This is a genomic window from Shinella sp. (assembly GCF_052438155.1).
In the GTDB taxonomy this organism is placed as follows: domain Bacteria; phylum Pseudomonadota; class Alphaproteobacteria; order Rhizobiales; family Rhizobiaceae; genus Shinella.
Genome location: NZ_JBQVPI010000022.1, coordinates 28,369 through 53,668, shown reverse-complemented (window position 1 = coordinate 53,668; position 25,300 = coordinate 28,369). Strand labels below are relative to the sequence as shown.

The window sequence follows — 25,300 nt, the reverse complement described above, 5'->3', positions numbered from 1 at the left end:
GGAAAACATCATGACAACCATCGATATCAGCCCTGCTGTCATTCAGCAGGAAAGCAACGACATGCTCAAATACCTGAAGGATCGCAACCTTCTTCTCGCTCAAGTGGTCCATGATTTGCGGTTGGACCTCGCCAGTGCCGAGGCGCAGATCGCCGCTCTGAAGGAAGCCGCCACGGCGACGGCTAGTGCTGACATCCTTGTTGATCAGATTGGAGGTGCATGATGGCGATACCCACCGTCTATAATACGGGGACCGCCAGCATCAATGCCGGCGAAACTACCGCTACGGGACAGGGCACGAGCTGGCTGACCATCGGCCTCACTGCTGGCGATCTTTTCTGGGCGGCCGGGTATTTTGTCCGCATCGCCTCGATCAACAGCAACACGTCGCTCACTCTGGCCTATGCTTGGCCCGGAAGCACGCGAACGGCCGCGGCATACGAAATTGAGCGGGTGCCCGACGAGGTTCGGGTGCTGGAGGCCTCCCGGCAACTTCTTGCCTCGCTCACCAACGGCAACCTGTCCTCGATCGCCGCGCTGACGACGGCCGCCAACAAGCTTCCGTATTATCAGGGGGCTGGCTCTGCGGCGCTGACTGATTTCACCGCGGCCGCCCGGGCAATCCTCGCACTGACCGGGGTATCCGGCGCGAAGATCCCTGTGGTGACCGGGGCGAGCACTGCTGCGTTGCGCGATATCGTCGGCACGGTCGGTCAATCCAGTGGGGTGCCTACGGGGGCAATCGTCGAATACGGCACCAACGCCAACGGCGAGTATATCCGGTGGGCCGATGGCACGCAGATATGCCTCAAAACCTTGACGGGTCTCGGACCGATTAACACGGCGGTCGGGGGTATATTCATCTCCGCCAATATCGCGATCGGGACAATGGCGGCCGCTTTCGCGACGCCGCCGCGGCGCATGGCCTTTTCCCGTGAACCAGGCGGCGCGCAGTGCTGGCTTGGTTCCAGCTCGTCACCTCAGACATCGACGGACGGCGGCGCCGTGCTCCTCTACCGCCCGGCGACCAGCAGCGCGACGACCTTTGTCGTCGACGCCCTCTACATCGGGAGATGGTACTGATGCTCATTACTCTAGACCCCTTGCGCATCGACGGGCGGCTGACCGTGCAAAAGCATGGCGACATCCTGACGATCAACGGCGAATTCTACGATTTCTCGGACCTGCCGGAAGGTGCGACCTATCCGGCCTCCGAAATCAATTGCCCATGGATCACAGGTGACGTCGAGCGCATCGGCGGCTCCATCCATGTCACCCTTATTCTGCCGCATGGCGCCAATCCGTCCGCCGCCGTGGCGCATCCGGCGCCAATCATCAATCCGCCTGACGGGGCGATCGCAGTGCCACACGACGAGGAGACAGCGAATGTGGAAGCCTGATCCCGCGAAAATCATCACGATAGAGGCGAAGGCTGCCGCGCAGAACGACGCGCTGGTCGCACTCTATGAGCAGGCTATTCAGGCCCATGTCGACGCCAAGCCGCGGGAACGCGCGTTCCGCGACGGCGTGACGCTGGCCAGCTATGCGGCGTCGACCAATCCGAACTGGCAGGCGCAGGCGCTGGCCTTCATCGAATGGCGCGATGAAGTATGGGCTTTCGCCTATCGGGAGCTTGCCAAAGTTATGGCTGGTGAGCGGGCGCGGCCGACCGAGGAAGGGTTTCTTAACGAACTGCCGGCGCTGAACTGGCCGGAGATGACGCAATGAAGATCACGTTTCCCAGGCTAACGGCCGCCGTGTTTGATGCGATGTTTGATCCTAAACTCTCGAAGATCGACCGTCAAAAAGCGCTCAATGATGCGCTCGATGTGGCGATAGACGCTCCGCTTCGCCACATCAACGTGGATGTCAATGATGCCATGTTGGCAGCGGGAGTTCAGGCGGCTTTGGAGGTTCAGACGTACGGGGAGCCTGACCTGTACGCCGAGGAGTGTATCTACCGGGCGTTTGTTGCGATGCGGCGCGTTCGGTTAATGCAACAGGTTATTCCAGCGAGACCTGAGGGTATCTCCGGCGAAGAATAGCAACAGCATTCCCGACGCAGTATTCGAATTGTTGCCGTCTAGGCGCGTCGTGCCCTTCGGAGAACCGGAACATCGCGCCGCCTACGCTGAGAAGTGTTATTTTCGCTAGAAGTTTGGAAGCTGTTGGATTTGTGAAGTCCTTCACATGCGAGTTGTGTGCGAACTCGTTTCGTATCCTCGCTAGGATCCTCAAATCGTTCCTAATCTCGTCGTTGTACGCGCCAAGCAAATGCAGGAGATTTACCCTTGCGGTATGGTTGTTAAGGAAACCTTGTTTGATGGCGTCATCGAATGCTGAGTGTTTCCTCAGCATCTTGCGTAGTGCAGCTGTGCATTCTTCCTCAATGTGCGCGTGCCCTACTATGACGGACGCGCGTTCGGTGCCGGCCTCCATCTCTCGCAGAATTTCCGGATCGACTTGATACATCCTTCCCTCCGTTTTGGCGGAGAGAAGCACCGACACTCGCAAGAGTCGAGTCACTTCAACTTCAAGGATATTTCCATGTCAACGACCCTGGCAATCCAGGAGCGCTTGGTTGCGCTCGGCTATTATCTCGGCCCGACAGGTGCCGACGGCGTTCCCGGCCGTAACACGACAAAGGCCATTATCCGCTTTCAGCAGGATCAGGGGCTCGACATTAAGAATCCGGGCTCAGTCGGGCCGAAGACCCGGGCGGCGCTCGGGCTGTCCGAAACAGAGGCCGTCATCCCGCCTTGGATTGAACTGGCGCAGCGCAAGATGGGCCTTCACGAGGTCCGCGACAACAAGTGGCTGAAGGAATTCCTGAAGAGCGACGGCCATGCTCTCGGCGATCCGGCCAAGCTGCCGTGGTGCGGGGACTTCGTCGAGACCTGCATCGCTGTCGCCCTTCCGAACGAGGCGATGATTGCCAATCCCTACTGGGCTCTCAACTGGCTGAAGTTCGGCCAAGAGGTCTCAAAGGACAAGCCCGTCCTCGGCTCGATCGGCGCGGCTGAACGCAACGGGGGCGGCCATGTCTTCTTCGTCGTCGGCCACGACAAGGACAACTACCACGCCCTCGGCGGTAACCAGTCCAACAGTGTGAGCATCGTCAAGATGCCGAAGGGCCGCGTGAAGGGGCTCCGGTTCCCCCGCACGTTCTCCCTGCCGGCCAAGCCGCTCGAATTCAGCGCTTTCAACGCCAAGATTTCCACCAACGAGGCGTAGGCCTCAACTCTCGAAAGGAAATGACCATGGATAAGATTTCGAAAGCTCTCGGCGCCGGTGCCGGCGGCGTTGTCGGCGGTCTTGCGGTGCTGCCGTTCGCGCTGCCGGAAGGCACGCCCTGGTGGGGCACGATAGCGGCTTATGCGGCGGTGATCCTGTTGCCGGCGGTCGCCGCCTATCTCGCTCCGAAAAATGCATCCTGATACCTGAAAGGCAAGGTGCTGCATGACACCCGCTGAATTCTTCGACTTCCTGGGAATCAAAGCCAGTATCGTCCTTGCTGGCCTTTCTGGCGGGGTGCTGCGCGCTTTGTCTCGCCGGTCGTACAAGGTCCGCGAACTGGTGGCATCACCGATTTGCGGAGCCCTGGCGGCCGGATACCTGACGTCACCGGCAGTTCACTACCTCGGCGCCGTCAACTGGCCGCTGCCGCCCGATGAGTTGGCCGCGCAGCATGCGGCTGCGTTCCTGATCGGCGTCTCGGCCATGTGGATCAGCGATGCGCTGTTCGAGTTCGTCGTTCGGCGGTTCAAGCCGGTCGGCCGCGAGTGATGCGGATAGGTGTGGTGGTGATCGGGAAGGGGTGAGGACGGGCGAACACTAGTTGTGAGAGGTCCGCAGGGGCGTAGGGGGCTTGAGTCCACGGACCCCTCTCAGGCCACATGCACAGCGACCGAGTATGAAACTCGTCCAAATTCGCTGAACGCGAGATGAACGGAGTAGGATGAGCGTGCGCACAACTTACCGGTATAGATCGTATGCGGCTGAAGGCCTACAAAAAAGCCCCGCACAGTGGCGGGGCAAGAAGGCGATACCCTTGGCTCAGTATCGCGGGAGAGCCAGAGAGGACTCGGCCTTAGCTTAGCCATTTGCCCGCCGGGGGGAAGGTCCGATTCCGTCAATCCGGTACGGTTCACCAAAAAGCCCGCCGGTGAGGGCGGGCTCGGGGCTCATTGATGGATACAGACTGCTTAGGCCGCAGCTCGGTCCACATTGCGCGTGAACCTTTCCCATCTACGGCTTAAATCAACGCCGGTGCGGCGCTTGCCAGGGCGGACGCAGATCGTCCAGGTAGGCTTCATTGTGATGTCGCCTATGTTCATGGACTCTACGCGAGCTTCTTCTGGTAAGGGCTTTCTTACCATGTTTTTGTCCCAAACCTTGAACTTGCCGTCAGACCCTGCAAAATTTCTGTATTCTTCCCCAATGGACTGATTGATGCTATGCAGCCTCACTGTGAACGGGTCGATTTCCTTAGGTGTCACAGACGCGTTGTAGGCTCGAAATAATTGTTTCGAGATCTCCAAGGGGCCTTTAAAGTCAAAGAAATCTGTTACGAGGACAAGGATGTGGCGCTGTTCGCCATTATCATAAGCCCAGAACAGCGCATGCGGTTCCAGCCCCAGATTAACAAGGGCGTCACCGTATTCTCTTCCCGCCGTCAGGAAGCGTTCGTCAATTTCAGGCGTAGCCATGTCGCAACTCCATCCGATCCAAAAGCAGCTTCCACGAACGAGCGGGCAACTTTCCTTGGCATCGGTTTAGGGTCGTAGCCCTGATTTCGATCCCATTGTAGCATGATATGCCAATAAGGTGCAGTGGGGTCCCCCGGGTTCAATTGAATGCCCGAAATTACTCTCAATTTGCGCAAATCGTGAACATACAAATCGGGCCGTGCGTCTTTCGAGGGCCATTGGTTGAAGCGTTCAACATGCCAGATGTATGCCTTAAGCGCACATTCAACTGCGAACCCGGCGTGATGCACCGCCTGTGCACACGCTCTTTTGTCTTCTGCGATTGCCTTCGCCGCTCGTTCATGTTGTTGGCAGAGCGACAGCCAATCGCTAATGGATTGTGGTCCCAATTCGCCTCCAATCTCGTTTCCTCAATGCGTCGTCCCCTTGCGTCTCGCGATGTACTCAGCGTTCAACAGGTCGACGAGGTCGTCGGCAACCTCGATGTCCAGCCCGTCTTGCGGCACGCCATTCACCTCGGCCGTCAGCCCCGTGAAGATGTCGTAGACCGCCCACAAGCCTGTTCCGTCTTCGCGCATGTCGAAGCGGTTCTGAGGTTTGGGTTTCTTCGGCATCAATCCCTCCTAGACGCCTGCCGCACGATATCGTGATTCCGTCGGCTTACAAGAGAGGCGACTGTTCTAGCTTAGGCCTGATAGCTGAACCGTGGTAGAAGCAGTTTAGCGTACAGGAGAATGAGCATGGCGTCGTACTTCGTGGTTCAGTCCTTCAGCCCGGGTAAGCGCGGCATGAAGCCAGACATTGCCGTCCAAGCCAATAGCCTCGTGCATGCCCGGCGGGTGGCCGAACGCCTGGCGTTGAGCAAGCCCATGGTCTTCGCGACTGTGATGGAAGGAGATCCAGAGAGTGGCGACTTTGGCGAGCCGAAGCTGATCTATTTCCATGGCGATGAAATGCCGGAGGAAGTCAGCAATATGCAACCGGTCTAGGTGAGGTGCGCGCCGCACCGGCGCGTCGATTTGTACGTCCGGATAAACACCCCTGCCACATCCGCCGCCTTGATAAACGCCTTCCGCGCCGCGGCGGGCAACGACCAAGAGACGCCTCGCGAATTTACGCCCATGTTACCGTAACGTACTTCCAAGCCCTCAGACCAGGGCATTAGGTTGCCGAGCACGTTTGGTGAGCCGCTACTCAACATGGAGCGAAAAAATGAGCCGAATAATCAGTGCTGGCGCGTTAGGCCTCATTCTTGCGGCAAGTTTTCCTGGGCTGAGCCCAGCCGCCGAAGCGGTGCCGGTAACAGTGACCAATTTCCCCCGGGCGGAAACCGACATGTACTTTGGCGGCATAGTCAAAGGCGACGCTCTAGGAAAGTTCACTCATAGCCGCGAACCGGCAAACATCGACAATCAAACTGTTATCCGCATGAACCGCGACACGCTATATTCCCAAGCGGTTTTCGATCTCGATGCGGGGCCGGTCACAATCACAATGCCGGACGCCGGCAAGCGTTTTATGTCTGTTATGATCGTCGACCAAGACCACTACGTACCCGCGGTTTTCTACGATGCTGGCACACACACCCTTACGAAGGAGGGAATCGGAACACGCTACGTCGCGGCAGTGGTGCGCACGCTGGTTGATCCGGCTGACCCGAAAGACCTCGAGGAAGTTCACGCACTTCAAGACGGGCTCAAGGCGAGCCAGAAAGATATCGGTAAATTCGAAGTGCCGACGTGGGATCAAGCCAGTCAGAAGAAGGTGCGCGACGCACTGCTCGTGCTCAATACCACCATCTCCGACTTTAAAAACGGTTTTGGGGTTAAAGGCGAGGTCGATCCAATTATGCATCTAATCGGCACCGCTTCCGGCTGGGGCGGCAATCCGGACAAGGATGCGACCTACGCCATGGTGACGCCAGCTAAGAACGATGGAACCACAGTCTACAAGCTAAACGTCAAAGACGTCCCGGTTGATGGATTCTGGTCGGTCAGCGTCTACAACGAGGAAGGCTACTTCGTCAAAAACCCGGAGGACGCCTATTCTCTCAACAACATCACGGCCAAAAAAGAAGTCGACGGCTCAACCGCTATTCAGTTTGGAGGCTGCGATGGCAACATTCCGAATTGCATACCGATTATGAAGGGGTGGAATGCTGCCATTCGGATGTACCGGCCGCGTCCTGAAATTCTGAGCAGAGAATGGAAATTTCCCGAACCACAACCCGTAAACTGAGGGTAGTGGCGGGAAGCCGCCGAAAGGGCCACCGATCCTCCTTGAGAACCGCAAAGCGCGACTTCCCAGACGCGCTTTGCGGCTCTCGGGGTGCGGCCGTTGGTTTGGGGGGACCAAATACTCAGTGGGTACCGGGCGACCGCGCGTCAACAACCGTGATCGCCTCCGCTTGTTCCCTTTGCGCCGCTTTATTCCATCACCGGAATTTCGCCGGCCTGAAACAGTATCGACGGTGGGCCATACTCTCCAAGCGCTGGATCTGCATCGCGGCTCCACGCCAGCACGCCGGCAAAATGGCTCGCCATGAGCCTCGCCTCACTGATCGCTCGCTCTTCCGTGTCGATCTGGCGTGGCTCGAAGGCCGGCATCAAATCTCCCTCATCATTTTTGTTGAATGCTGCGAGCACGATCAATTTACCTGCCCCTGCCATTCCGCTTCTCCTTTGCCCTTCCCTTATACCAAAAGTGCCACTTATGACCTCGACCTCGATCGCGGGGATCGAACCACTCTCCGCCGAAGTGAGTCAGGAAGGCCTCCGCATCCTCCAGCTTGGCAAAGCAATAGACCCGATGCCATTCGGATTCCCAAACGACGCTATGACCTCGTGGGCACAGCGACAAGCTAGCGCAGAATTTCGCGATGGCGTCACCCTGCTCCATCGTGCCGAGCGAGGCCAGCCGCGCAATCTGATGCGGCCATCCGCTGTCGATGCCGGCGCTGGTCAATTCCCCCTTGCGCCTGCTCATCTTGCCACCTTCCTATCGTGCCCGCTTGGAACGTAAAACATCAGCCGCAGGCCAAGGATACCGCAACGCGGACAGCGCACTTTCATTGAAAGGTCGCAAACCGGGAATTTCCGCCCTTTCGCGGCCAGCAGCGTCGGCATATCCAGTTCGTGTTTCCAGTCGCATTTCTTGTGACTCTTCGGGCCGAGATCGATCATGCCGCCATGACAGACCGCGGACACGGCCCAGCCAGCCTCCCAGGCTTCACCTAGCGTTTCCACCTTCCTCACTCCCGATCGGTGTGTGGACGCCAGCCGCGGGTAAAGCCGGGGCTCAAGGCCCGCCCGGCAAGCTCAAGCTGCCAGCGCAAGTAAGCGCAATCGGCAAGTAGAGTGGCAATTGCAGCGCGGGCGTTCCCATCGTGCCAAGCCAGCGCTTCGTCGATCTCGCTGGTCTCATCTTGTTGTCTTTCAAGCGGGCGCACGTCTTCGTTCTCCTGTGTCTATGCCACAGCAGGCATTGGTCATTGGGTTTCAGATTAGCGGCCGCATCGCCGGTTTGTTCTCAATATGTTCTTGTCTGGGATGGAGTCAACAGACGAGAAAAGAGAATCAAAAAATGGTCAGCCGATCGGTTTGGCGGTTCGGCAGATGGGGAGGTGTCAAGGGTTATCCACAGCAGGCCGATAGCAGTGGATAGAGTTGCCCGCCGGATGCTCAAAACGTGAACGAGCGTTGGACCACTTGGCTGTAACGAGTTGATTCTTTGTGGCCCAATTTCAAACGCGTTGGACCGCCCGACGCCTCATTTTCAGGGCTTTGCGGCGTGAGAGCGAGTCTTCTCGACCGCACCAAAAAAACCCGGCTTTCGAGCCGGGTTTTTTGTTTTCTATCAGATGCTTGCGTGTGAGATGATCCGCACAGATACGGCATGATCCGCAGGCGCACTTCCCGCACCGCGACGATGACGGTGAGGCGCGCACGCCGGCCTGTCGTGGCCTTCAAAGACGTGGATATGCAGGGCAGGCGTCGGCTGACAGACCTCGCCGCAGGTCACCGGCCAGAGCATGGCTTGCGCGCTTCAGTCCCGGGCTTTGTTATACTTCTTGACGATGCGTTCGCGCTTCAGCCGCGAGAGGCGATCGATCCAGAAAATGCCGTTCAACTGGTCGATTTCGTGCTGGAGGCAGATGGAGAGCAGGCCATCGGCATCCTCCGTGTGGCTGTTGCCGGAGAGGTCCTGGTAGGTGAGGCGGATGCGGGCAGGGCGCTCCACCTCGTCCGTCACGCCGGGCATGGAAACGCTTCCCTCCGCGTGTCGCTGGATGTCCGGTGAGAACCATTCGATTTCGGGGTTCACATAGACGCGTTGCGAATCTGGCCCAGCGAGTTCGATCACCGTCAGTCGTTCGAGAATGCCGACATGGGCGGCGGTGATGCCGATGCCGGGTGCGGCACGCATCGTAGCAGCGAGATCGTCGGCAAGCGTTGCCAATCGTGCGTCGAACGCCTCGACCTTTTTACAGGGCAAACGCAGGCGGGGATCGGGATAGCGGAGAATGGGAAGGATCGCCATGCGGGCTCCGGGCGTCAACGAGGTCAGCCCTTCCTAGCCTGTTTGCGGCAGCGGGAAAATGCCGACCCTCTCCTTGGCACCCCAAAACATGCGATTTGCATGAAATTGCAACAGCTTGCGAAATTTTAATGTCCGCAGACCTTTTGCCGCTTTCGGCGATGGACCGTTCGCGCGCTTTGCTTTAGCACGGTGAAAGTGAGGGCTCGGCGCGCTGAGCCTTGCCGAGGAAACCCTGCATCTCAATCCCTGTCGTCTCTCCGCCGACAGGCCGGGCGGGACGAACCCGATACAAGGAGCGGCCCGATGGAAAACACCGGCGACGAAGACCGTATCCATCAGGGGCAACAGGGCCACAGTACCTTCGACGGCGAGGATATCTACGCCGAGGACGGCTCGATCCGCTCGGATTTCCTCATGTATGTCGGTGCGGCGATTGCCGACCGCGACCTCTTGTTCCTGCGCCGCCATGTGGCACGGCTGCATGAATCGGAAATGGGCGACCTTCTGGAGGCGATCCAGCAGGAGCAGCGCCGCCAGCTTGTCTCGCTGCTCGGCACCGATTTTGACCTCGCGGCCCTGACCGAGGTCGACGAGGCGATCCGTCTCGACATCGTCGAGCACATGCCGAACGAGCAGATCGCCGCGGCACTCGGCGAGATGGATTCGGACGACGCCGTTTACATTCTGGAAGACCTCGACCAGGAGGACCAGGAGGAGATCCTCTCCAAGCTGCCGTTCACCGAACGGATTCGCCTGCGCCGCTCGCTGGACTACCCGGAAAGCACGGCCGGCCGCCGCATGCAGACCGAATTCGTCGCCGTGCCACCGTTCTGGACGGTCGGCCAGACGATCGACTACCTGCGCGAGGACGCCGATCTTCCTGAGAGCTTTTCGCAGATATTCGTCATCGACCCGACGTTCCGCCTGCTCGGCGCCATCGATCTCGACCGCATTCTGCGCACCGCGCGGGGCACGAAGATCGAAGCCGTCATGCGCGAGACCAACCATCCGATCCCGGCCGAGATGGACCAGGAAGAGGCGGCGCAGCTCTTCGAGCAGTATGACCTTCTGTCCGCCGCCGTCGTGGACGAGAACGGTCGCCTTGTCGGCGTGCTCACCATCGACGACGTCGTCGACGTCATCCAGGAAGAGGCCGAGGAAGACCTGATGCGCCTCGGCGGCGTGGGCGACGAAGAGCTGTCGGACACCATCATCGCGACGTCCCGTTCGCGCGTGCCATGGCTCCTCGTAAACCTGCTGACGGCCTTCCTGTCTGCCTCTGTCATCTCGCTGTTCGAGGCGACCATCGAGGAGATTGTCGCGCTTGCCATTCTGATGCCGACGGTCGCCGGCATGGGCGGCAATGCCGGATCGCAGACGATGACCGTGACGGTGCGAGCGCTGGCGACGCGCGATCTCGATATTCATAATGCCTGGCGCGTCGTGCGGCGTGAGGCGGGCGTCGGCCTTCTGCATGGTATCGCCTTCGGCCTGATGATCGGCGCCGTTGCCGCCCTCTGGTTCCACGACATCAATATCGGCGGGGTCATTGCCACCGCCATGTTGATCAACATGTGTGCGGCAGCTCTTGCCGGCATCACGATCCCGATCCTGCTCGACCGGGCAGGGGCGGACCCTGCCGTTTCCTCCGGCGTCTTCGTGACGGCGGTCACCGATATCGTCGGATTCTTCGCGTTTCTTGGGCTTGCAACGTGGTGGTTCGCCATCCGTTGAGCGAAAAAATTGACTTATACGTAAAAGTCAATAAAATACCCGCTCAGACGAGATCGGAGCAGGCGTGGACAAGTTTTATACCATAACCGAGCTGACGCGCGAATTCGGGGTTTCCACCCGCACCCTGCGCTTCTACGAGGACGAAGGGTTGATCCACCCCGAGCGTCGCGGTCGTACGCGCCTTTTTCGCCCTGCCGATCGCCGCCTCATCCTGGAAATCCTGCGTGGCCGCCGCATTGGCTTCACCATCGCTGAAATCCGCGACATTATCAAAGTCTACAAGGACCCGCCGGGCGAGGTGGGGCAACTTGAACTGCTCATGACGAAAGTCAGCGAGAAGCGGGAAGAGTTGCGCCAGAAGCGGCGCGATATCGAGGAAACGCTGACCGAACTCGACAATGTCGAGGAGGCTTGCCTCACACGCCTGGCCGAAATCGGCGTCGGTACCTGATATCCTGCCTTGCGTTATTTCGGACGTGGCCCGGTCGCTGTTCTACCGGAAAAGCGTCAGATCCAGCGTGCCGTTCCAGTGCAGTAACGTTCGAAGTCGATGCCGAAGCGGGAGAGCAGATGCAGCTCTTCACGACGGACGGCAACGATGCTCGTCGCACCGGTCGCGACCATGGCCGTCAGTATGCACCAGGGATTGAGGACCGCCAGGCCGATGCCGGCGGTCGCCAGCGTATAGCCGAGATAGATGGGATTGCGCGTCAGGCGGTAGGGGCCTGAAGTCACCAGATGGGTGGAACAGCGGTTTGGCAGGATTGTCGTGTGACAGTCGAGCAGCGTGCGCATCGCCCAGACATCCAGCACGATCGCCGTGACGATCAACGCGCCGCCAGCCACGCGCGCAATCCAGATATTGGTTTCCGCAACGGCGAGCGGAAAATACGCCTGAAGCAGGAAAGCCGCCGCTATGGCCGCGCCGTAGATGAACGGCGGCCATGGAAAGGCGAGTGGCTTCATGCGATAGGCATTCATGATCCTACTCCTTCAGGTCGGTTTTCGTTTCCGCATTCGCAGTGCATTGCGACGAGATTTTCGAGATCCGCTCGTCTGTCGTTATGTCGATCGTGCCGCGGTTCAGATCGGCAAACAGGTTTTCGCCGATCAGGCGATCCAGCGTGCAGCCGCAGAAACTCTGGCAGAAAACGGCGCTGCTGCCATTCTCGCAGGCGCGCATGCAGCTCTTCGTGTAACCCACGACCGGGTCCGGCGCAGGTGCTGGAACCACTAGAGAAAAGCCGTAGACCAGCGCAATCAGTAAGGGCTGATGGATAAGGTAGATGGCAAGACTGTGGCGACCGGCCTTTTCCAGAAGGCTTTTCCACCAGATTTTCGTCGTGTTCCCGTAGCCGGCAAGCCGCTCCGGCAGTGAACTGGCGACGAACAGGCGGGCAAGCGCAATGCCCAGCAAGGCCGGCGCCAGCCATGGCAACAGCGGCACATAGTCGTTCGAGCGCGGGATGTTGACGGAAAGGCCGACCCACCACAGGGCCGGATGATCAAAGAGCGGAGCGCGCAGATAAAGCGGCGCGGCGACGGCCGCTGCGGCGACAAGCAGTGTGACGATGACCGGCAGGCGCAGGAAGAGAAGACCGACCAGGCTCGTCGCCGCAATCGCGTGCAGAATCCCGAAGAAGATGAAGGTTTCGGGAAAGGCAAACCAGGTGGCGATGGTTATGGCCGCCGCTGCAAGGCCGATCTTCGCGAAGCGGATAAGAAACGGCCGCAGGCGAAAACCCTGTTGATGGCCGAGCACGAGGCTGAAGCCGACGAGGAACAGGAAGCTTCCGGCGATTACCCGCGCAAAGATACGCCAGCCGCCGGTTGTTGCCGTTTCCGGTTCGATATAGCCGAAGAAGCCGAGGTCCCAGGTGAAATGGTAGATCGCCATGGCGATCAGCGCGATGCCGCGCAGTTGGTCGATCAGCGGAATGCGCGGCAGGCGGCGCATCGTTGCGCCGTCTCCTGCCACATTGCCGTCAATCACCGTGGTGGTCATGGTTCCGGGTCGTCGCATTGTTTGGTCCATAGGAAAGTGCCACGCCAAGCTTGCGCCGGGCGGATGGCCGAAAGGTGGCCGATGGGGGGATTGATCAGTCGAGCCGTTCCAGCACGGCGAGGCGCGCTTCGGAGTAGAACTGCCGGCGAACGAGCACGATGATGATGCCGATGGTCGTCACGATGAACAGATAGGGGCTGACGAACCAGCCAAGGTAGCCGATCGACAGGAAGATGGCGCGCAGTCCCATGTTGAAGTGTTTTGCCGCCAGGATGTTCATGCGGATGACCTTGTCGGCAGCGAGATCAGCGCCAGCGGGATCCTTGTGGATGTCGCCGCTCATCGGCATCGCGCCGAGCAGAATGGTGCAATAGTTGAACAGCCGGTAGGACCAGCCGAATTTGAAGAAGGCATAGCCGAAGATGATGGCGAGGCCGCCGACCTTCAGCTCGAACCCGGCGCGGCTGCCGCGGAAGACGTAGGGCAGGTCGTTGAAAATAGCAAAGACCTGCTCTGTGGCGCCGAGCAGTGCAAAACAGCTGCCGAGCGCCAGAAGCGACGTAGAGGCGAAGAAGGCGGTTCCGTTCTGCAGGCCGGCCATGATCTGTGTGTCGATCATGCGAAGGTCGCGGTGCATGGTATTGCGGATCCACACCGCCCGTTGCGAACTCATCGCACGGGTGAGGCTGATACGGTCGAGAAATTTCGCCCGGTCGGTGATCCAGGAATATCCGACCCACAGGGCGACGAAGATGAAGAGGGCGGCAAAATCCGGGGTGCTCATGGATGAGCGTTGTGCCACGGATCTGGCAATTTGCAAGCCGGCCTCGAAAACCATGCTCGCCGCATTCAGACCTTTGGCGGAAAAGGGGCAATCCGGTCCTGCCGTCGGCGTCGGTAAATGTATGATTTTGCGACAGGTCATGCGCTGAGCGCGTATCTCCTACGACGGCACCGCCTTGGTTTTGCCATTTTTCGCGATTGCGATTTCATGAAATCTTCATTAAACAGAGCCCATGCAGCGCTGAAAACGGCTGCTGCAACGACATCTTCCATTGGGGTAATCATGGAAAGCACTGCTCAAAAGTCCTGCTGGGGCGTAACTGCCCGTGCAGTTCTCGGTTTCGGCGTCGTCCTGGTCATCGCCTATCTCTTCGGCGGCATCTGAAAATACCAGACGACAGCCCCTACATAGACAGCGTGCTCTCGCGAGCGCGCTGTTTTTGTTTTGGCCCTATGTCGCGTAAGTAAAACCCGATGTCGGGAGATCGCCTTATCCGCACGGCATGATAACGTAGCTTCAGGGATCAAGACGCCTGCAAAAGGCAAGGGAGAAGTCCGGGTTATGTTTCTTTCCGTATTCGATGTTTTCAAGATTGGTATCGGCCCGTCGAGCTCCCATACGATGGGGCCGATGTCGGCGGCGAACCGGTTTCTCGACCTGATCCTTTCCTCCGACTGGCCGCGCCCCTCCGGCGCACAGGTCGCCACCATCCGCATGAGTCTGCACGGCTCGCTTGCCTATACCGGCGTCGGCCACGGCTCCGACCGTGCCGTGATCCTCGGCCTGATGGGCGAGCGGCCCGATTCGGTTGATCCCGACCGGATGGATGCGATTGTCGGCGAGGTCGAGCGCACTGGCCGAATCACCCCGCCCGGCCATCCCGGCTACGCCTTCCAGCCGAAGACCGATCTGATCTTCGACAAGAAGAACCCGCTGCCCGGCCACGCCAATGGCATGACTTTCTCGGCCTATGACCGTGACGACCGGCTGCTCCTGAAGCGCATCTACTATTCCGTTGGCGGCGGCTTCGTCGTCACCGACACCGAACTTGAGCAGATGCGGGCCAGCAAGGCGCGCGCCGGCGACAAGAAGGTGCCGTTCCCCTTTTCCTCGGCCAAGCAGATGCTGGAGATGGCGGGACGCTCCGGCCTCACCATCGCGCAGATGAAGCGTGCCAACGAAGAGGCGACCATGTCGCGCGAGGAACTGGATGCCGGTCTCGACCGCATCTGGGGCGCGATGAAGAGCTGCATCGACCGCGGCCTGAAGAATGAGGGCATCATGCCGGGCGGCCTGAAGGTGCGCCGTCGCGCCCGCTCCATCCATGACAAGCTGCAGGAGGAGTGGCGTTCCAACAAGGTCAACCCGCTGCTCGCCAACGACTGGCTCTCCGTCTACGCCATGGCCGTCAACGAGGAGAATGCCGCCGGCGGCCGTGTTGTCACCTCGCCGACCAATGGTGCGGCCGGCGTCGTGCCTGCCACGATCCGCTACTACCTGCATTTCCATGAGGATGCCGATCAGGATGGCGTCCGTGACTACCTGCTGACAGCGGCCGCCATCGGCGGCATCATCAAGCACAATGCCTCGATATCGGGCGCCGAAGTCGGCTGTCAGGGGGAGGTGGGCTCCGCCTCCGCCATGGCCGCTGCCGGCCTCGCCGCCGTCATGGGCGGCACGCCGGAGCAGGTGGAAAATGCCGCGGAAATCGCGCTGGAACACCATCTTGGCATGACCTGCGATCCGATCGCCGGCCTCGTGCAGGTGCCCTGCATCGAGCGCAATGCGCTCGGCGCCGTGAAGGCGGTGACGGCCGCCTCGCTCGCCCTCAAGGGTGACGGCATCCATTTCGTGCCGCTCGATGCCTGCATCGAGACGATGCGCCAGACCGGCGTCGACATGAACGAGAAATACAAGGAAACCTCCACCGGCGGCCTCGCCGTCAACGTGGTGGAGTGCTGAGGTTTTCAGCGCATTCGTTGTGGAGTGCGACGCGGCGGCCCCTTGACCCGGCCGCCGCAAGGGCGTTCAAAAGGCCATGGCCCTACATCTCATCAAACTTTGTGTCGGTGCGGATTCCATCGATGACCTGCGTGAATGGGTTTCCGAGCGCTCGCTGATCGCGATCGCCGCCGGCATGGAGCCGCATTCCAGCCATATCACCCGCATGATCCCGAAGCGGGATCATGAACTGCTTGATGGCGGCTCGCTGTACTGGGTGATCAAGGGGCAGGTGCAGGCTCGCCAGCGCCTTCACAATCTGAAGAGTTTTACGGACGTGGACGGCATTTCGCGCTGCGAGCTTGTGCTGGGGCCGGAGGTCATAGAGACGGAACTCCAGCCGCGCCGCGCCTTTCAGGGGTGGCGCTACCTACCGGAAGACGACGCGCCGCGCGACCTCATGAACATGGGCGACGGCACCGCCGATCTGCCGCTCGATCTTCGACGCGAACTCGCCGAACTCGGTCTTCTCTGAAGAAACCGACGCTTAACGCAACCGCATCCGCACGGGATAGCGGCGCTCGCTGACGCCGACATGCAGGTGAATCCCGGCGGTCGGCTGGCCCGAGCGCCAGGCGCGGGCGCCGTGGGCGAGCAGCATGCCGACGAGATCCTTCGTCCTGTTGCGCGAACGGCCAAGCCCGATATCCGCAATCCGCATCGCTGCTTCGTGCAGCGGGTGGAGCGTGCCCTTCAGCGACTTGCGCTTCTCGTCGCGCGTCGTGGGAGGGAAGTCGAACAGGTTCTCGTTCATCGCCATAATTTGCCTCGTACGCATTACCCAATCGAGGATGGCAGAGCCGCTTTCACGGCGATCCGCCTGCCTTGCTGCGCAGTCACCCGGTACGCAATACCTGTCCGGGACCGTTGCGGGCGCAAGGCGGTAATCCAGGGAGCGCGCCAGCACATGGCGCGTTCCAGTGTCGTTACTGTTGGCTGGCCCAGCAGGCGAAACCCTTGCGCTTCAGCGCTTTACAAGCGGCCGCTGCGCCGTTCTGGTTGTCGAAGCCGCCGAAGCGGGCGCGGTAGAGCTGGCCATTGCCGCTGTTGACGGCCACGGTGAAGGGCTGCGCGCTGGAGAGTGCCTTGCCGCCCTGGTTCTTTGCCTTGGCGAGAAGATCCGACGCCTGGCCCTGGTCCGGCGTGGCGCCGATCTGGATAACCCAACCCGAAGGCGTGGAGGCGGATGCGACCGTCGAGGAGGTGGTCAGCTGGTCGACGGCACCATTCGTGTCGCCCTGCTCGGTGAGATCGGCCGGCGGAACGGCGGCATCGCGCTGGATCTTCAGCGTTGCGGCGAGCGCGCGCTTGCCGACGACGCTGGAGCTGTCTTCCGATGTTGCAGCGTAGGCTGTTTCGATGCGGGCTTCATTGTAGCGGTAGGTCGGCACCGGGCCGTTTTCCGGCAGGTCGAGCGTGCCGGAGACCGAAGCGGTCGTCGCCTTGCTGGCGACCTCGGCGGACAGGGTCCGCGCGTCGTCGGCTTCTGCCGTCAGTGTCGGCGCATCCTTGGTTTCGGCGATCAGGTCGCCACCGCCGCGGCGCGAGGCCTTCGGCATATAGGCGGCAATGAGCTTGCGCATCTGCTGGTCACGAGCGCCACCCGAACGACCACCCAGGACAACGCCGACGACGCTGCGGCCATCGGCAACGGCCGAGGTCACAAGGTTGTAGCCGGAGGCGCGGGTGTAGCCTGTCTTGATGCCGTCGACGCCGCGCACGCTGCCGAGCAGGCGATTGTGGCCGTTGATGGTCTGCTTGCCGAAGCGGAAGCTGCGCACCGAGAAATACGAATAGTACTGCGGGAAATGCTGGCGCAAGGCGAGGCCGAGACGGGCCTGGTCGCGTGCCGTCGTCACCTGCGCCGAATTGGGAAGGCCGTTGGCATTGCGGTAGACGGTGCGCGTCATGCCGAGTGCACGCGCCTTCTGCGTCATCATACGGGCAAAACGCTCTTCCGAGCCGCCAAGGAGTTCGGCAAGCGCCGTCGAGGCATCGTTCGCCGAGCGTGTGATCAGGCCAAGCATCGCCTGTTCGACGGTGATCGAATTGCCCGTGCCGACGCCGAGCTTGGTCGGAGGCTCGCTGGCCGCATTCTTGGAGAAGGGCACCCGCGTATTGACACGGATCTTGCCGGCCTCAAGCGCCTCGAAGGTCAGATACAGCGTCATCATCTTGGTGAGCGAGGCTGGAAACCGCAACTGGTCCGCGTCTTCACTGTAGAGCACCTTGCCCGTCTTCGCATCGATGACGATGCCGGCATATTCCGGAGCGGCCTGCGCGGGTGTGGCGACGGCAACGGTGGCGACCATTCCGATCATCACCAGACTTTTCGCCGCAGTGGCAACTGCCTGACAGGAGCGGGGGAGGAAATCGAGGAATACGGAACGGGACACTACGTTACTCTTCATTCTCGGATTGCAGATGGGTTCCGGGCGTGGCCTCCCAGAACGACCGTTCCTGGCACAGTAGCGAGATAGCGTTACCAATCGGTTTATGATGAATCATAGGTTTCTAAGATCGGTCTTGTTTTATCGGCTCTGGCGGGTGGAGGCTGGGCGGCCGTTCTGGATCAGCGAACGGCCGAGATAGTCGCGAACGCGCGCCTCCATCGCCTGCCACTGCGGCAAAAGTCTGCTCGAAAAGCGGTAAAGCACGGAAAGATCGCGGCCGATGTGGATATCGCGCTGGCAATCCGCGCTGGTCGATTGCGATTCGTCGATCGGCATCATGCAGCGCACGACATAGGCCGAGCCGTCGGACAGTGTGCCGGTGAAGAAAATCTCGCCACCGTAGCCCGACGTTTCTTTAACGCGCCGCAGGGTGAGGCCCGCCGGGCCGGGTTCCGGCCGGTCGTCGAACAGGTGGCTGTATATCGGACCGAGCCGGCCGGACATGTCCCTGGACATCGTGCTCTGCGAAAGATTGAGGAAAATCAGGCTTTCCGGGCGGCTGGCATCGTTGAACCGGCCACGCTGCGCGTTGGAATAGCCGTTCATTTCAGGCCAGGTCAGGTAGAGGTCGAGCCGCTCGGCGCGGCCGGTCTGGCGCTGCTCCTCGAAGCGGATCGTGTTGGCCGGCAGCCGGATCTGGTCCTGGCCGATGACGACGTCGATGGCGTCGCCGCTTTCCGTGTGGCCTGCAAGCGCGATGCGCTCGCCCAGCATGCGACCACCAAGGCTGATCGCCACCGTAAGGCCAGCCAGGACAGCGACCCCGATCGTCAGGCGCGTGAGAAGGCGGGTAGAGAGCAGGGGGGCGTGGTCTTCGTTGCCGGTTGCGGCCGCTGTCATCTCGCATCTCTCCGGTGGTTCGGGTCAGAACCGTCTTTGCGGGAGCGTCTGCGAACAGGGTTAATTTTTGGTTGAGATCAATGGTGTGGGCTTCCCAAAAGGGGAGCGGCCGGTTCCGGGGACAGCGGAACCGGCCGCAGGGCCATGGTCGGGACGGGGATTGGGGACTGACCGGGCCCTTTCTCACGCCCGGCGGTGTCGCCGGGCAGTCTCGTCATGTGGCGTCTGGTGGACGCCGGGACTTACTTGACGCTACCGACGGCGTCGGCACGACCGTCTTGCAGCTTCACCCACTTGCCGGCATTCACCGAGGACTGGCGCTTCAGGTAGCGGTATTCGGTCTCGGACCAGAGCAGGACCTTGTTGCGCATATTGTCGAGCACGAAGTCACCGCGATCGGTACGCACCGTAAGTACGGCGTGACCTTCGCCATTGGGCTGGAGCACGACGGTGATCAGGAGATTGGAGGGCGAAATGCCGGCCTCCATCAGGCGCTTGCGCTTGATCAGCACGTAGTCTTCACAATCTGCGGCGCCATCAGGATAGGTCCACTGTTCCTCGACGCCGTAGATCTCCATGTCGGTCATCGGCATGAATTCGGTATTGGCCGCGTAGTTGACGTTGAGAATCGTCTTCCAGCTTTCCTGCGTCAGCTTGAGCGGGCCGGCGTCCTTGCCGGTCGGGCCGCACTCGTCGGAATATTGCTTGCAGAATTCATAATGTCCGATGGGCTGGTTGGTTGCGCCTGCCAGCGGAATGTTGGCCGGAAGTGCTAGGGCGGCCTGCGCCGCAACCAGAGAAAAGAGGAATGCGAACGTCCCTGTCTTGATTATTTTTGTCATTGCGGTGTCCCCGTTTGATGAGGGCACAATGGCAGCTATGTTTTGAGCTTGCGCGAAAAGCCGAAGTATAACTTAGTTCAAATCAAGTAGGCATAAGAATTAAACAAGAATAAAATTTGATTTTGATTTGAACTGTATTTGAGCGGAATTTGAGTAAAATTTGAAGGAATCGTTCGGCTGAGGGCGATTGAGGCGCTGCAACAAGTATTTGAATCGAAACGAAAATCTTGCGGAGTGAGCTGACGTAGTCTGAGAAACCGCGCCCTTAAACCGGGCCGGAGGCGCTGGACAAGGCCCACTGCTGGAGTGTCAAAGATGGAAATACGTCAGCCTAGCTGCTTAAAAGAGCGGCTGAAGGATCTAGAGGCGGCAATTTTTTTTTGAGATTGTTTTCCAGCTGGCCTGTCGTCTCGCCTTGAAACAACAAAGGGGGCCGAAGGCCCCCAATAGAACGGATCCGACTTGCGGCCGTGCCAAAATGCTACAGGAACGCGGTCAGGGCTTCCCGGGATTGGACAGAGGAGAACTCGATGGCAACGCCCTCCTGGAAGTGACGCACAACGCGGCCTTTCATATTGCCAAGCTGGACCGATGTTCCAAGGGCTGGACGGACATCGATATCGACCGCCGCGCCGGAAAGTGAAAGGTCGATGATGCGGCAGGGGTAGCGTCGCCCGTCGTCGAGCATCAGGTCGGTCGGCGTCTGGCGCGGGCTGAGCCGGTCATGCCGACGATCCTCGGGCAGACCGAGTTCGTGTTTGTTGGCAATCCAGGTCAACTGAGCGGCGAGTTTTTCGCGCTTGCGATCTGTGGCGTTGAGGAAGATCGCGAAGCCGTTGTCGTTGAGGACGGCGACCGTACCCTCGATGCGGCCAAGATGGTCGACATAGGCGATGATGCGCTCCCCGATGCGCGGGCGCGCCACGCAGACGAAGCTTGCGTCACCCGGCGACATGTCGAGAACGGAGCAATCATATTCGTCGTGATTGGGCAACATCAGCCGGCCACCCAGGTTCACCGATACGCGCTGGAAGCTGCGTTGCTCGGGCTGTGGTTTCCGGGCGGCGGGTGATGCCTGCTGGAATGAATACATGTGCGCGCGGGCCTGATGATCCTATCTGTTTCCAACTCTTAATCTTTCGGGGTTAACAGAAGGTTTGCCACACCACTAAAAGCAACTATAAATATATGTATTAGCAACCATTTAGTGTCGCTAGTTTTTTGGGTGTCGCCATGCGTGTTTATGCACCGTCAACGTGTCGACCGCCTTCAAAAATCCTCAGGTGCAACACGCGGCTCATCGTCTGACCCAGCCCGGCCGGGCGGATGGCCATGATCGAGGTGGGCATCGGAACAGCCGGCCGGCTGCCTGCAAAACCCGGCATGCGGCTTGTGTCGATCACCGAAAGCGCGCCGAGCGTCGCGTAGCGGAAGGCCGCGAGCGGCGGCGACTGGCCGGGCAGGGGCGCGAGGGCGCCGATGATACGGTCTGCCACCTTGCCTTTCGTGGCGACCGGCAGCAGCACGATTTCCGCCTCTGTTGTTTCCAGCGTGCCGTCGACGAGCACGACCTGCATGACTGCCGGTGCACAGTGCGCCATGACGTTCTCCGTGATCCGTGCCACCCGGTTGCGCTGATCGGGCGCAAAGAGCTGGTCGAAGGCCGCGCCCTTCAGCTCTTGCGCGAACTGCGCGCAGATGCGTGTGCCGGCAAGGCGGAAGTGCGGATCGGCAAGACGGCTGTGTTCAAGAATGAAGACGTCAGGCAGGATCGGCGCGATGTCGGCGGGCTCTATTGCGCCGCGTAGCGGAACGGCGCGATCGCCGCGCTGGCGTGTCCAATAGTCGTAAAGTGCGGTTGCGGCCTTCGTCTGCATGCTCACTTCCAATCGCTTCTGTTCCGTTCCGACACGAAAGAGCGCGTGCACGGCGGTATTCAGAAGGAAGAGCGATTTTCGTGCCAGCCCTCCGTTAAGGTTAACGATTGGTTTCGATTGCGCGTCGGGCCGGGTTGAGGGAACATCCGGTCATCCCTCCACGAGGGAATGGTTTACTGCACATCGACTTTAGTCCCGGGGATTGGGGGCGCCGGCCGTTCAGCGAAAGCTGCACGGCCTTTCTTTTATCTGTATAAGCGCGATTCGTATTTTGTGTATTTGGTGGACTGCTCATGAGTAACGATGGCGTTGAGGTGCAGGGTGGCGGAGCGGATATCCGCAGGCGGGAGCCGGCCTTCAACCTGCCGGGCAGTCTCGTCGTGGTTCTGGCAGTCCTCATCGCCATTCACGTGGTGCGGACCTATCTGCTCTCGACCTCGACGGACGAGTTCGTCCTGCTGCATTTCGCCTTCATCCCCGGCCGCTACGCCATTCCCTTCGCCGAACAGGATCTGGGATGGCTGTGGAGCCCGGTGACCTATTCGCTGCTGCACGGCAGCTGGGAACATCTGATTTTCAACGCCTTCTGGATGGTCGCCTTCGGTGCGCCCGTCGTGCGCCGCATCGGTCTCTTGCGGTTCTTCCTGTTCTGGTGCCTGTCGGCCGCCGCGGCTGTCGCTTTCCATACGGTGCTGCACTGGGGCGCGATGATTCTGGTGGTCGGCGCGTCCGGCGTCGTCTCCGGTCTGATGGGGGCCGCAGCCCGCTTCGTCTTTTCGCCGAGCGGCCGCATCAGCCGGCAATTCGCCCATCTCAACCGGCGCCTGACGATCGGCGAGGCGCTCTCCAACCGCTCCGTTCTGGTATTCTCCGGCATCTGGTTCCTGACGAACTTCCTGATCGGCTTCGGCCAGGTGTTCGGCTCGGCCGAGGGCGGCGCGATTGCCTGGGAGGCGCATATCGGCGGCTTCCTGTTCGGCTTCCTGTTCTTTCCGTTGTTCGACGTCGGTGCGGCGGAAACCCGCCGGGATTAACGATTGTCCATTAGCGGACTTGCAATCGCCTCCTTCGTGGCGCACCATATAAGCGTTCCGGTTCGCACATGCACATCGGAACGGATGCGGCATACCGCGGGAGGAAGCGGATGTCGCTGGTACAGGCAGGGCATCCCTGCGCGGGTGTCCCGCCTTCTGCGTCATGATGCACTCGGGAGGTACGCATGTATGTAAAGACGATACTGGACGAAAAAGGCCGCAACGTCGTAACCGGCGGCCCGCAGCTCACTGTCAAACAGGCTGCCGTCTATCTGCATGAAAATCACATCGGCGCCATTGTCATTGTCGATCGCAACGACCGCATCGCGGGCATTGTGACCGAGCGCGACATCGTTGCCGCGGTTGCGCGCAATGGGGCAGACAGCCTGGACAAGCCCATTTCCTCCATCATGTGGGGCAATGTCTATCGTTGCGATGAAGACCAGACCGTCGATGACCTCATGGAAATGATGAGCAAGCTGCGCGCCCGCCATATTCCGGTGGAGAAGGAAGGCCGGCTCGTCGGCATCATCTCGATCGGCGACGTGGTGAAATCCCACATCCGCGCCATCAAGCATGAAGCAGACGCCATCAAGGCCTACATCGCAAGCTGATTGCTCTCAAAACGGTTTTGGGCGGAACGATTGTCATCGCTCCGCCCTTTCGTGCGTGTTGGTTTTGAGAACGCGTCAGCGCATCAGGACGACTTCCTGCATGCGCTTGATCTCGAAAATCCGCGCCTTGGCTTCCAGGTATCCGCGATCGATCGCTTCGCCTGCGCGGTGGAACTCCGAAAGACCGATATCCGACAGTTTCGGATGCAGCGAAAGATCCGGCGGGTCGCCGGCAAGGCGCGCGCGGGAAATGCGGTCCTGGATGATGTTGAAGGACTGCACCATCACGCTCGTCAACCCCATGCGCGCTGCGCTGTCTTCCTGCCGGTGATCGTCGATCTTCTGCTGGCTGGCACTGTGCTTGATCACCGCCGAGCGGCCGTAGAGATCGTAGTTGAGGTTGACCGCGACGACGAGCGGTTCCTCATGTGCCCGGCAGACGGAAACCGGCACCGGATTGACCAGCGCACCGTCCACGAGCGTCCGGTTGTTGCACTTGATCGGTTCGAAAATGCCCGGCAAGGCATAGGAGGCGCGGATGGCGGTAATCAGCGAGCCGCTGTTGATCCAGACCTCGTGGCCGCTGTTCACCTCGGTCGCAACGGCGACGAAGGGACGGTCGAGGTCTTCGATCGACAGGTTTTGCAGGTGCTCCTGCATGCGCTTGGTCAGCCGCATGCCGCCGAACAGGCCGGAGCCGCGAATGGTGAAGTCGAGAAGACTGGCGATGCGCCGCATGGTGAGCGACCGGGCGAAGGTTTCCAGTTCATCGAGCTTGCCCGCAAGGTAGCAGCCGCCGACCAGGGCACCGATCGAGGTGCCGGCAATCATGCCGACATCGATGCCTTCCTCGTCCAGTGCCCGCAGCACGCCGATATGGGCCCAGCCTCGAGCAGCGCCGCCGCCAAGCGCCAGCGCGATCTTGGATTTGCGCGGCGGAGCCGGCGCGGGAATGGTAGACATGTCGTTCATGGAAGGGCCGCCGGGATCTGAGGCATCTGCCGTTACGAGACTACGATTGAAACTCCAGTTCAGCATGCCAGGCCTCCATTCCAAAGAGGAATTCGCGCCGAGGCAATCGGTTCCTGAACCTCGGGCCTATCTGCTACACAATAGATGACAGGATAGAGGCAGACTGTGACCCGGGGAACTTTTGCTGGAAAAAACCCTGTGTCGCGTCTGCCGCGTGCGTTCATGTGAGGCTGGAGGAGGGCGCTGGCCCGCAGGATCGTCGCCCCCTTCGGGGTGGCGGTGGAAACCGGTCGTGACGCACTACAGCGATTGGGTTCCATGTTCCGATCCACATGGCGGGGATACAGGCCGCCATGCGTGGCATTAGGCGATCAGACCGGTTGCCAATTGGTGAATCCGTGCCGGAACTGAACGGAATTCGCGCAGATGCTTAATTTTTACCGTAGATCGTGGCCGGGTCGAATTGCGGCTCGCCACCTGTGATCGTCACCACCGCGCCATCCGGCCCGTTCGAAACCGTGCGGTAGAAACACGAGCGGCGACCGGTGTGGCAGGTCGCGTCATGGCCGGCAACCGACACCTTGAGCCAGACGGCATCCTGATCGCAATCCGTCCGCAGTTCCACGACGGTCTGGAGATTGCCGGAGGTCTCGCCCTTCTTCCACAGCGACTTGCGCGAACGGCTCCAGTAGTGAGCAATGCCCGTTTCGATGGTCAGCGCCAAGGACTCGGCATTCATGTGGGCGACCATCAGCAACTCTCCATCCTTGGCATCCGTCACAACGGCTGTCACCAGGCCGTTTTCGTCGAAGCGCGGTGTGAAGGCCGGGCCGGTTTCCAGCTCGGCCTTGTCCTTGGATGGCGTTTTGAAGGTGATCGTCATGGCGGTCGGCTTT

35 protein-coding genes are annotated in these 25,300 nt (G+C 60.3%); 17 read left to right on the top strand and 18 right to left on the bottom strand.

What is annotated here, in order from left to right; translation table 11 throughout:
• Positions 1-10: 10 nt before the first annotated feature.
• From ACT6VE_RS27030 to ACT6VE_RS26995, 8 genes are all read left to right on the top strand, one after another.
• Positions 11-223, top strand: a complete 213-nt coding sequence (locus ACT6VE_RS27030; protein WP_444801400.1) for a hypothetical protein — start codon at positions 11-13, stop codon at positions 221-223.
• Positions 223-1,083: a hypothetical protein gene (locus ACT6VE_RS27025; protein WP_444801399.1), complete on the top strand. Its 861-nt coding sequence runs from the start codon at positions 223-225 to the stop codon at positions 1,081-1,083. Before ACT6VE_RS27030 ends, ACT6VE_RS27025 begins: the two co-directional genes overlap by 1 nt.
• The gene (locus ACT6VE_RS27020) at positions 1,083-1,400 is read left to right on the top strand and encodes a hypothetical protein (protein WP_444801398.1); all 318 of its coding nucleotides are present in this window, start codon (positions 1,083-1,085) and stop codon (positions 1,398-1,400) included. The genes ACT6VE_RS27025 and ACT6VE_RS27020 overlap by 1 nt, the downstream gene beginning before the upstream one ends.
• Complete coding sequence (locus ACT6VE_RS27015) at positions 1,387-1,728, top strand: hypothetical protein (RefSeq protein ID WP_444801397.1); 342 nt, start codon at positions 1,387-1,389, stop codon at positions 1,726-1,728. Before ACT6VE_RS27020 ends, ACT6VE_RS27015 begins: the two co-directional genes overlap by 14 nt.
• The gene (locus tag ACT6VE_RS27010; RefSeq protein WP_444801396.1) at positions 1,725-2,045 is read left to right on the top strand and encodes a hypothetical protein; all 321 of its coding nucleotides are present in this window, start codon (positions 1,725-1,727) and stop codon (positions 2,043-2,045) included. The genes ACT6VE_RS27015 and ACT6VE_RS27010 overlap by 4 nt, the downstream gene beginning before the upstream one ends.
• Before the next feature lie 502 nt (positions 2,046-2,547).
• Positions 2,548-3,234 (top strand): NlpC/P60 family protein, encoded by a 687-nt coding sequence (locus tag ACT6VE_RS27005; protein WP_444801395.1) that lies wholly within the window; start codon positions 2,548-2,550, stop codon positions 3,232-3,234.
• A 26-nt stretch (positions 3,235-3,260) separates the two neighbouring features.
• Positions 3,261-3,437, top strand: a complete 177-nt coding sequence (locus ACT6VE_RS27000) for a hypothetical protein (RefSeq protein ID WP_444801394.1) — start codon at positions 3,261-3,263, stop codon at positions 3,435-3,437.
• A gap of 22 nt (positions 3,438-3,459) precedes the next feature.
• Positions 3,460-3,786, top strand: a complete 327-nt coding sequence (locus ACT6VE_RS26995) for a hypothetical protein (RefSeq protein ID WP_444801393.1) — start codon at positions 3,460-3,462, stop codon at positions 3,784-3,786.
• 419 nt (positions 3,787-4,205) lie between these two features.
• Here ACT6VE_RS26995 and ACT6VE_RS26990 read toward each other — a convergent pair whose 3' ends face one another.
• Entirely contained in the window at positions 4,206-4,709 is a 504-nt protein-coding gene (locus ACT6VE_RS26990; RefSeq protein WP_444801392.1) for a hypothetical protein, read from the bottom strand.
• Positions 4,710-5,119: 410 nt separating this feature from the next.
• On the bottom strand, positions 5,120-5,323 hold the full coding sequence (locus ACT6VE_RS26985; protein ID WP_444801391.1) for a hypothetical protein: 204 nt from the start codon (positions 5,321-5,323) through the stop codon (positions 5,120-5,122).
• Between the two features lie 126 nt (positions 5,324-5,449).
• Here ACT6VE_RS26985 and ACT6VE_RS26980 point away from each other — a divergent pair, with 126 nt between their 5' ends.
• Both ACT6VE_RS26980 and ACT6VE_RS26975 read left to right on the top strand, forming a co-directional pair.
• Positions 5,450-5,698 carry a hypothetical protein gene (locus ACT6VE_RS26980; RefSeq protein ID WP_444797602.1) on the top strand — a complete coding sequence of 83 codons (249 nt, stop codon included), beginning with the start codon at positions 5,450-5,452 and terminating at the stop codon, positions 5,696-5,698.
• Between the two features lie 223 nt (positions 5,699-5,921).
• The gene (locus ACT6VE_RS26975; RefSeq protein ID WP_444801390.1) at positions 5,922-6,947 is read left to right on the top strand and encodes a DUF1254 domain-containing protein; all 1,026 of its coding nucleotides are present in this window, start codon (positions 5,922-5,924) and stop codon (positions 6,945-6,947) included.
• Positions 6,948-7,135: 188 nt separating this feature from the next.
• Here ACT6VE_RS26975 and ACT6VE_RS26970 read toward each other — a convergent pair whose 3' ends face one another.
• The 5 genes from ACT6VE_RS26970 to ACT6VE_RS26950 form a co-directional block, all read right to left on the bottom strand.
• On the bottom strand, positions 7,136-7,378 hold the full coding sequence (locus ACT6VE_RS26970; protein WP_444801389.1) for a hypothetical protein: 243 nt from the start codon (positions 7,376-7,378) through the stop codon (positions 7,136-7,138).
• A complete protein-coding gene (locus ACT6VE_RS26965) occupies positions 7,362-7,694 on the bottom strand; it encodes a hypothetical protein (RefSeq protein WP_444801388.1) in 333 nt (110 codons plus the stop codon). The genes ACT6VE_RS26970 and ACT6VE_RS26965 overlap by 17 nt, the downstream gene beginning before the upstream one ends.
• Positions 7,691-7,891: a hypothetical protein gene (locus ACT6VE_RS26960; RefSeq protein ID WP_444801387.1), complete on the bottom strand. Its 201-nt coding sequence runs from the start codon at positions 7,889-7,891 to the stop codon at positions 7,691-7,693. The genes ACT6VE_RS26965 and ACT6VE_RS26960 overlap by 4 nt, the downstream gene beginning before the upstream one ends.
• 68 nt (positions 7,892-7,959) lie before the next feature.
• Positions 7,960-8,157 carry a dehydrogenase gene (locus ACT6VE_RS26955; protein ID WP_444801386.1) on the bottom strand — a complete coding sequence of 66 codons (198 nt, stop codon included), beginning with the start codon at positions 8,155-8,157 and terminating at the stop codon, positions 7,960-7,962.
• Between the two features lie 596 nt (positions 8,158-8,753).
• Positions 8,754-9,248, bottom strand: coding sequence for a peptide deformylase (locus ACT6VE_RS26950; protein WP_444801385.1), 495 nt, complete (start codon positions 9,246-9,248; stop codon positions 8,754-8,756).
• A gap of 303 nt (positions 9,249-9,551) precedes the next feature.
• On the opposite strand from ACT6VE_RS26950, the gene mgtE reads away from it, so the two are divergent.
• Positions 9,552-10,982, top strand: coding sequence for a magnesium transporter (mgtE, locus tag ACT6VE_RS26945; RefSeq protein ID WP_444801384.1), 1,431 nt, complete (start codon positions 9,552-9,554; stop codon positions 10,980-10,982).
• Between the two features lie 64 nt (positions 10,983-11,046).
• Positions 11,047-11,433: a MerR family transcriptional regulator gene (locus ACT6VE_RS26940; protein WP_444801383.1), complete on the top strand. Its 387-nt coding sequence runs from the start codon at positions 11,047-11,049 to the stop codon at positions 11,431-11,433.
• Positions 11,434-11,489: 56 nt separating this feature from the next.
• Here the strand turns inward: ACT6VE_RS26940 and ACT6VE_RS26935 are convergent, their stop codons facing one another.
• The 3 genes from ACT6VE_RS26935 to ACT6VE_RS26925 all read right to left on the bottom strand — a co-directional run bounded on the left by ACT6VE_RS26935 (position 11,490) and on the right by ACT6VE_RS26925 (position 13,771).
• Entirely contained in the window at positions 11,490-11,963 is a 474-nt protein-coding gene (locus ACT6VE_RS26935; RefSeq protein ID WP_444801382.1) for a methyltransferase family protein, read from the bottom strand.
• Between the two features lie 4 nt (positions 11,964-11,967).
• On the bottom strand, positions 11,968-12,939 hold the full coding sequence (locus ACT6VE_RS26930; RefSeq protein WP_444801447.1) for a DUF1624 domain-containing protein: 972 nt from the start codon (positions 12,937-12,939) through the stop codon (positions 11,968-11,970).
• Between the two features lie 142 nt (positions 12,940-13,081).
• A complete protein-coding gene (locus ACT6VE_RS26925; protein WP_444801381.1) occupies positions 13,082-13,771 on the bottom strand; it encodes a DUF599 domain-containing protein in 690 nt (229 codons plus the stop codon).
• Positions 13,772-13,888: 117 nt separating this feature from the next.
• Here ACT6VE_RS26925 and ACT6VE_RS26920 point away from each other — a divergent pair, with 117 nt between their 5' ends.
• The 3 genes from ACT6VE_RS26920 to ACT6VE_RS26910 all read left to right on the top strand — a co-directional run bounded on the left by ACT6VE_RS26920 (position 13,889) and on the right by ACT6VE_RS26910 (position 16,247).
• Positions 13,889-14,155: a hypothetical protein gene (locus tag ACT6VE_RS26920; protein ID WP_444801380.1), complete on the top strand. Its 267-nt coding sequence runs from the start codon at positions 13,889-13,891 to the stop codon at positions 14,153-14,155.
• Between the two features lie 177 nt (positions 14,156-14,332).
• Positions 14,333-15,733 (top strand): L-serine ammonia-lyase, encoded by a 1,401-nt coding sequence (locus ACT6VE_RS26915; protein WP_444801379.1) that lies wholly within the window; start codon positions 14,333-14,335, stop codon positions 15,731-15,733.
• A gap of 76 nt (positions 15,734-15,809) precedes the next feature.
• A complete protein-coding gene (locus ACT6VE_RS26910) occupies positions 15,810-16,247 on the top strand; it encodes a DUF1489 family protein (protein ID WP_444801378.1) in 438 nt (145 codons plus the stop codon).
• Positions 16,248-16,259: 12 nt separating this feature from the next.
• Here the strand turns inward: ACT6VE_RS26910 and ACT6VE_RS26905 are convergent, their stop codons facing one another.
• From ACT6VE_RS26905 to ACT6VE_RS26880, 6 genes are all read right to left on the bottom strand, one after another.
• The gene (locus tag ACT6VE_RS26905) at positions 16,260-16,532 is read right to left on the bottom strand and encodes a hypothetical protein (RefSeq protein ID WP_069058896.1); all 273 of its coding nucleotides are present in this window, start codon (positions 16,530-16,532) and stop codon (positions 16,260-16,262) included.
• 166 nt (positions 16,533-16,698) lie between these two features.
• Complete coding sequence (locus tag ACT6VE_RS26900; protein ID WP_444801377.1) at positions 16,699-18,183, bottom strand: SPOR domain-containing protein; 1,485 nt, start codon at positions 18,181-18,183, stop codon at positions 16,699-16,701.
• Between the two features lie 120 nt (positions 18,184-18,303).
• Positions 18,304-19,065: a hypothetical protein gene (locus ACT6VE_RS26895; protein ID WP_444801376.1), complete on the bottom strand. Its 762-nt coding sequence runs from the start codon at positions 19,063-19,065 to the stop codon at positions 18,304-18,306.
• A gap of 242 nt (positions 19,066-19,307) precedes the next feature.
• Positions 19,308-19,907 carry a transglutaminase-like cysteine peptidase gene (locus ACT6VE_RS26890; protein WP_444801375.1) on the bottom strand — a complete coding sequence of 200 codons (600 nt, stop codon included), beginning with the start codon at positions 19,905-19,907 and terminating at the stop codon, positions 19,308-19,310.
• Between the two features lie 481 nt (positions 19,908-20,388).
• Complete coding sequence (locus ACT6VE_RS26885; RefSeq protein WP_444801374.1) at positions 20,389-21,000, bottom strand: PilZ domain-containing protein; 612 nt, start codon at positions 20,998-21,000, stop codon at positions 20,389-20,391.
• A gap of 148 nt (positions 21,001-21,148) precedes the next feature.
• Entirely contained in the window at positions 21,149-21,784 is a 636-nt protein-coding gene (locus ACT6VE_RS26880) for a PAS domain-containing protein (RefSeq protein WP_444801373.1), read from the bottom strand.
• A 293-nt stretch (positions 21,785-22,077) separates the two neighbouring features.
• Between ACT6VE_RS26880 and ACT6VE_RS26875 the strand changes: the two genes are divergently transcribed.
• Both ACT6VE_RS26875 and ACT6VE_RS26870 read left to right on the top strand, forming a co-directional pair.
• Complete coding sequence (locus ACT6VE_RS26875; RefSeq protein WP_444801372.1) at positions 22,078-22,818, top strand: rhomboid family intramembrane serine protease; 741 nt, start codon at positions 22,078-22,080, stop codon at positions 22,816-22,818.
• 185 nt (positions 22,819-23,003) lie between these two features.
• Positions 23,004-23,432 (top strand): CBS domain-containing protein, encoded by a 429-nt coding sequence (locus tag ACT6VE_RS26870; RefSeq protein WP_444801371.1) that lies wholly within the window; start codon positions 23,004-23,006, stop codon positions 23,430-23,432.
• A gap of 75 nt (positions 23,433-23,507) precedes the next feature.
• On the opposite strand, the gene ACT6VE_RS26865 is transcribed toward ACT6VE_RS26870, so the two are convergent.
• Positions 23,508-24,470, bottom strand: coding sequence for a patatin-like phospholipase family protein (locus ACT6VE_RS26865; protein ID WP_444801370.1), 963 nt, complete (start codon positions 24,468-24,470; stop codon positions 23,508-23,510).
• A gap of 364 nt (positions 24,471-24,834) precedes the next feature.
• Positions 24,835-25,287 (bottom strand): phosphoribosyl-AMP cyclohydrolase, encoded by a 453-nt coding sequence (gene hisI / locus ACT6VE_RS26860; RefSeq protein WP_444801369.1) that lies wholly within the window; start codon positions 25,285-25,287, stop codon positions 24,835-24,837.
• Between the last annotated feature and the right edge of the window lie 13 nt (positions 25,288-25,300).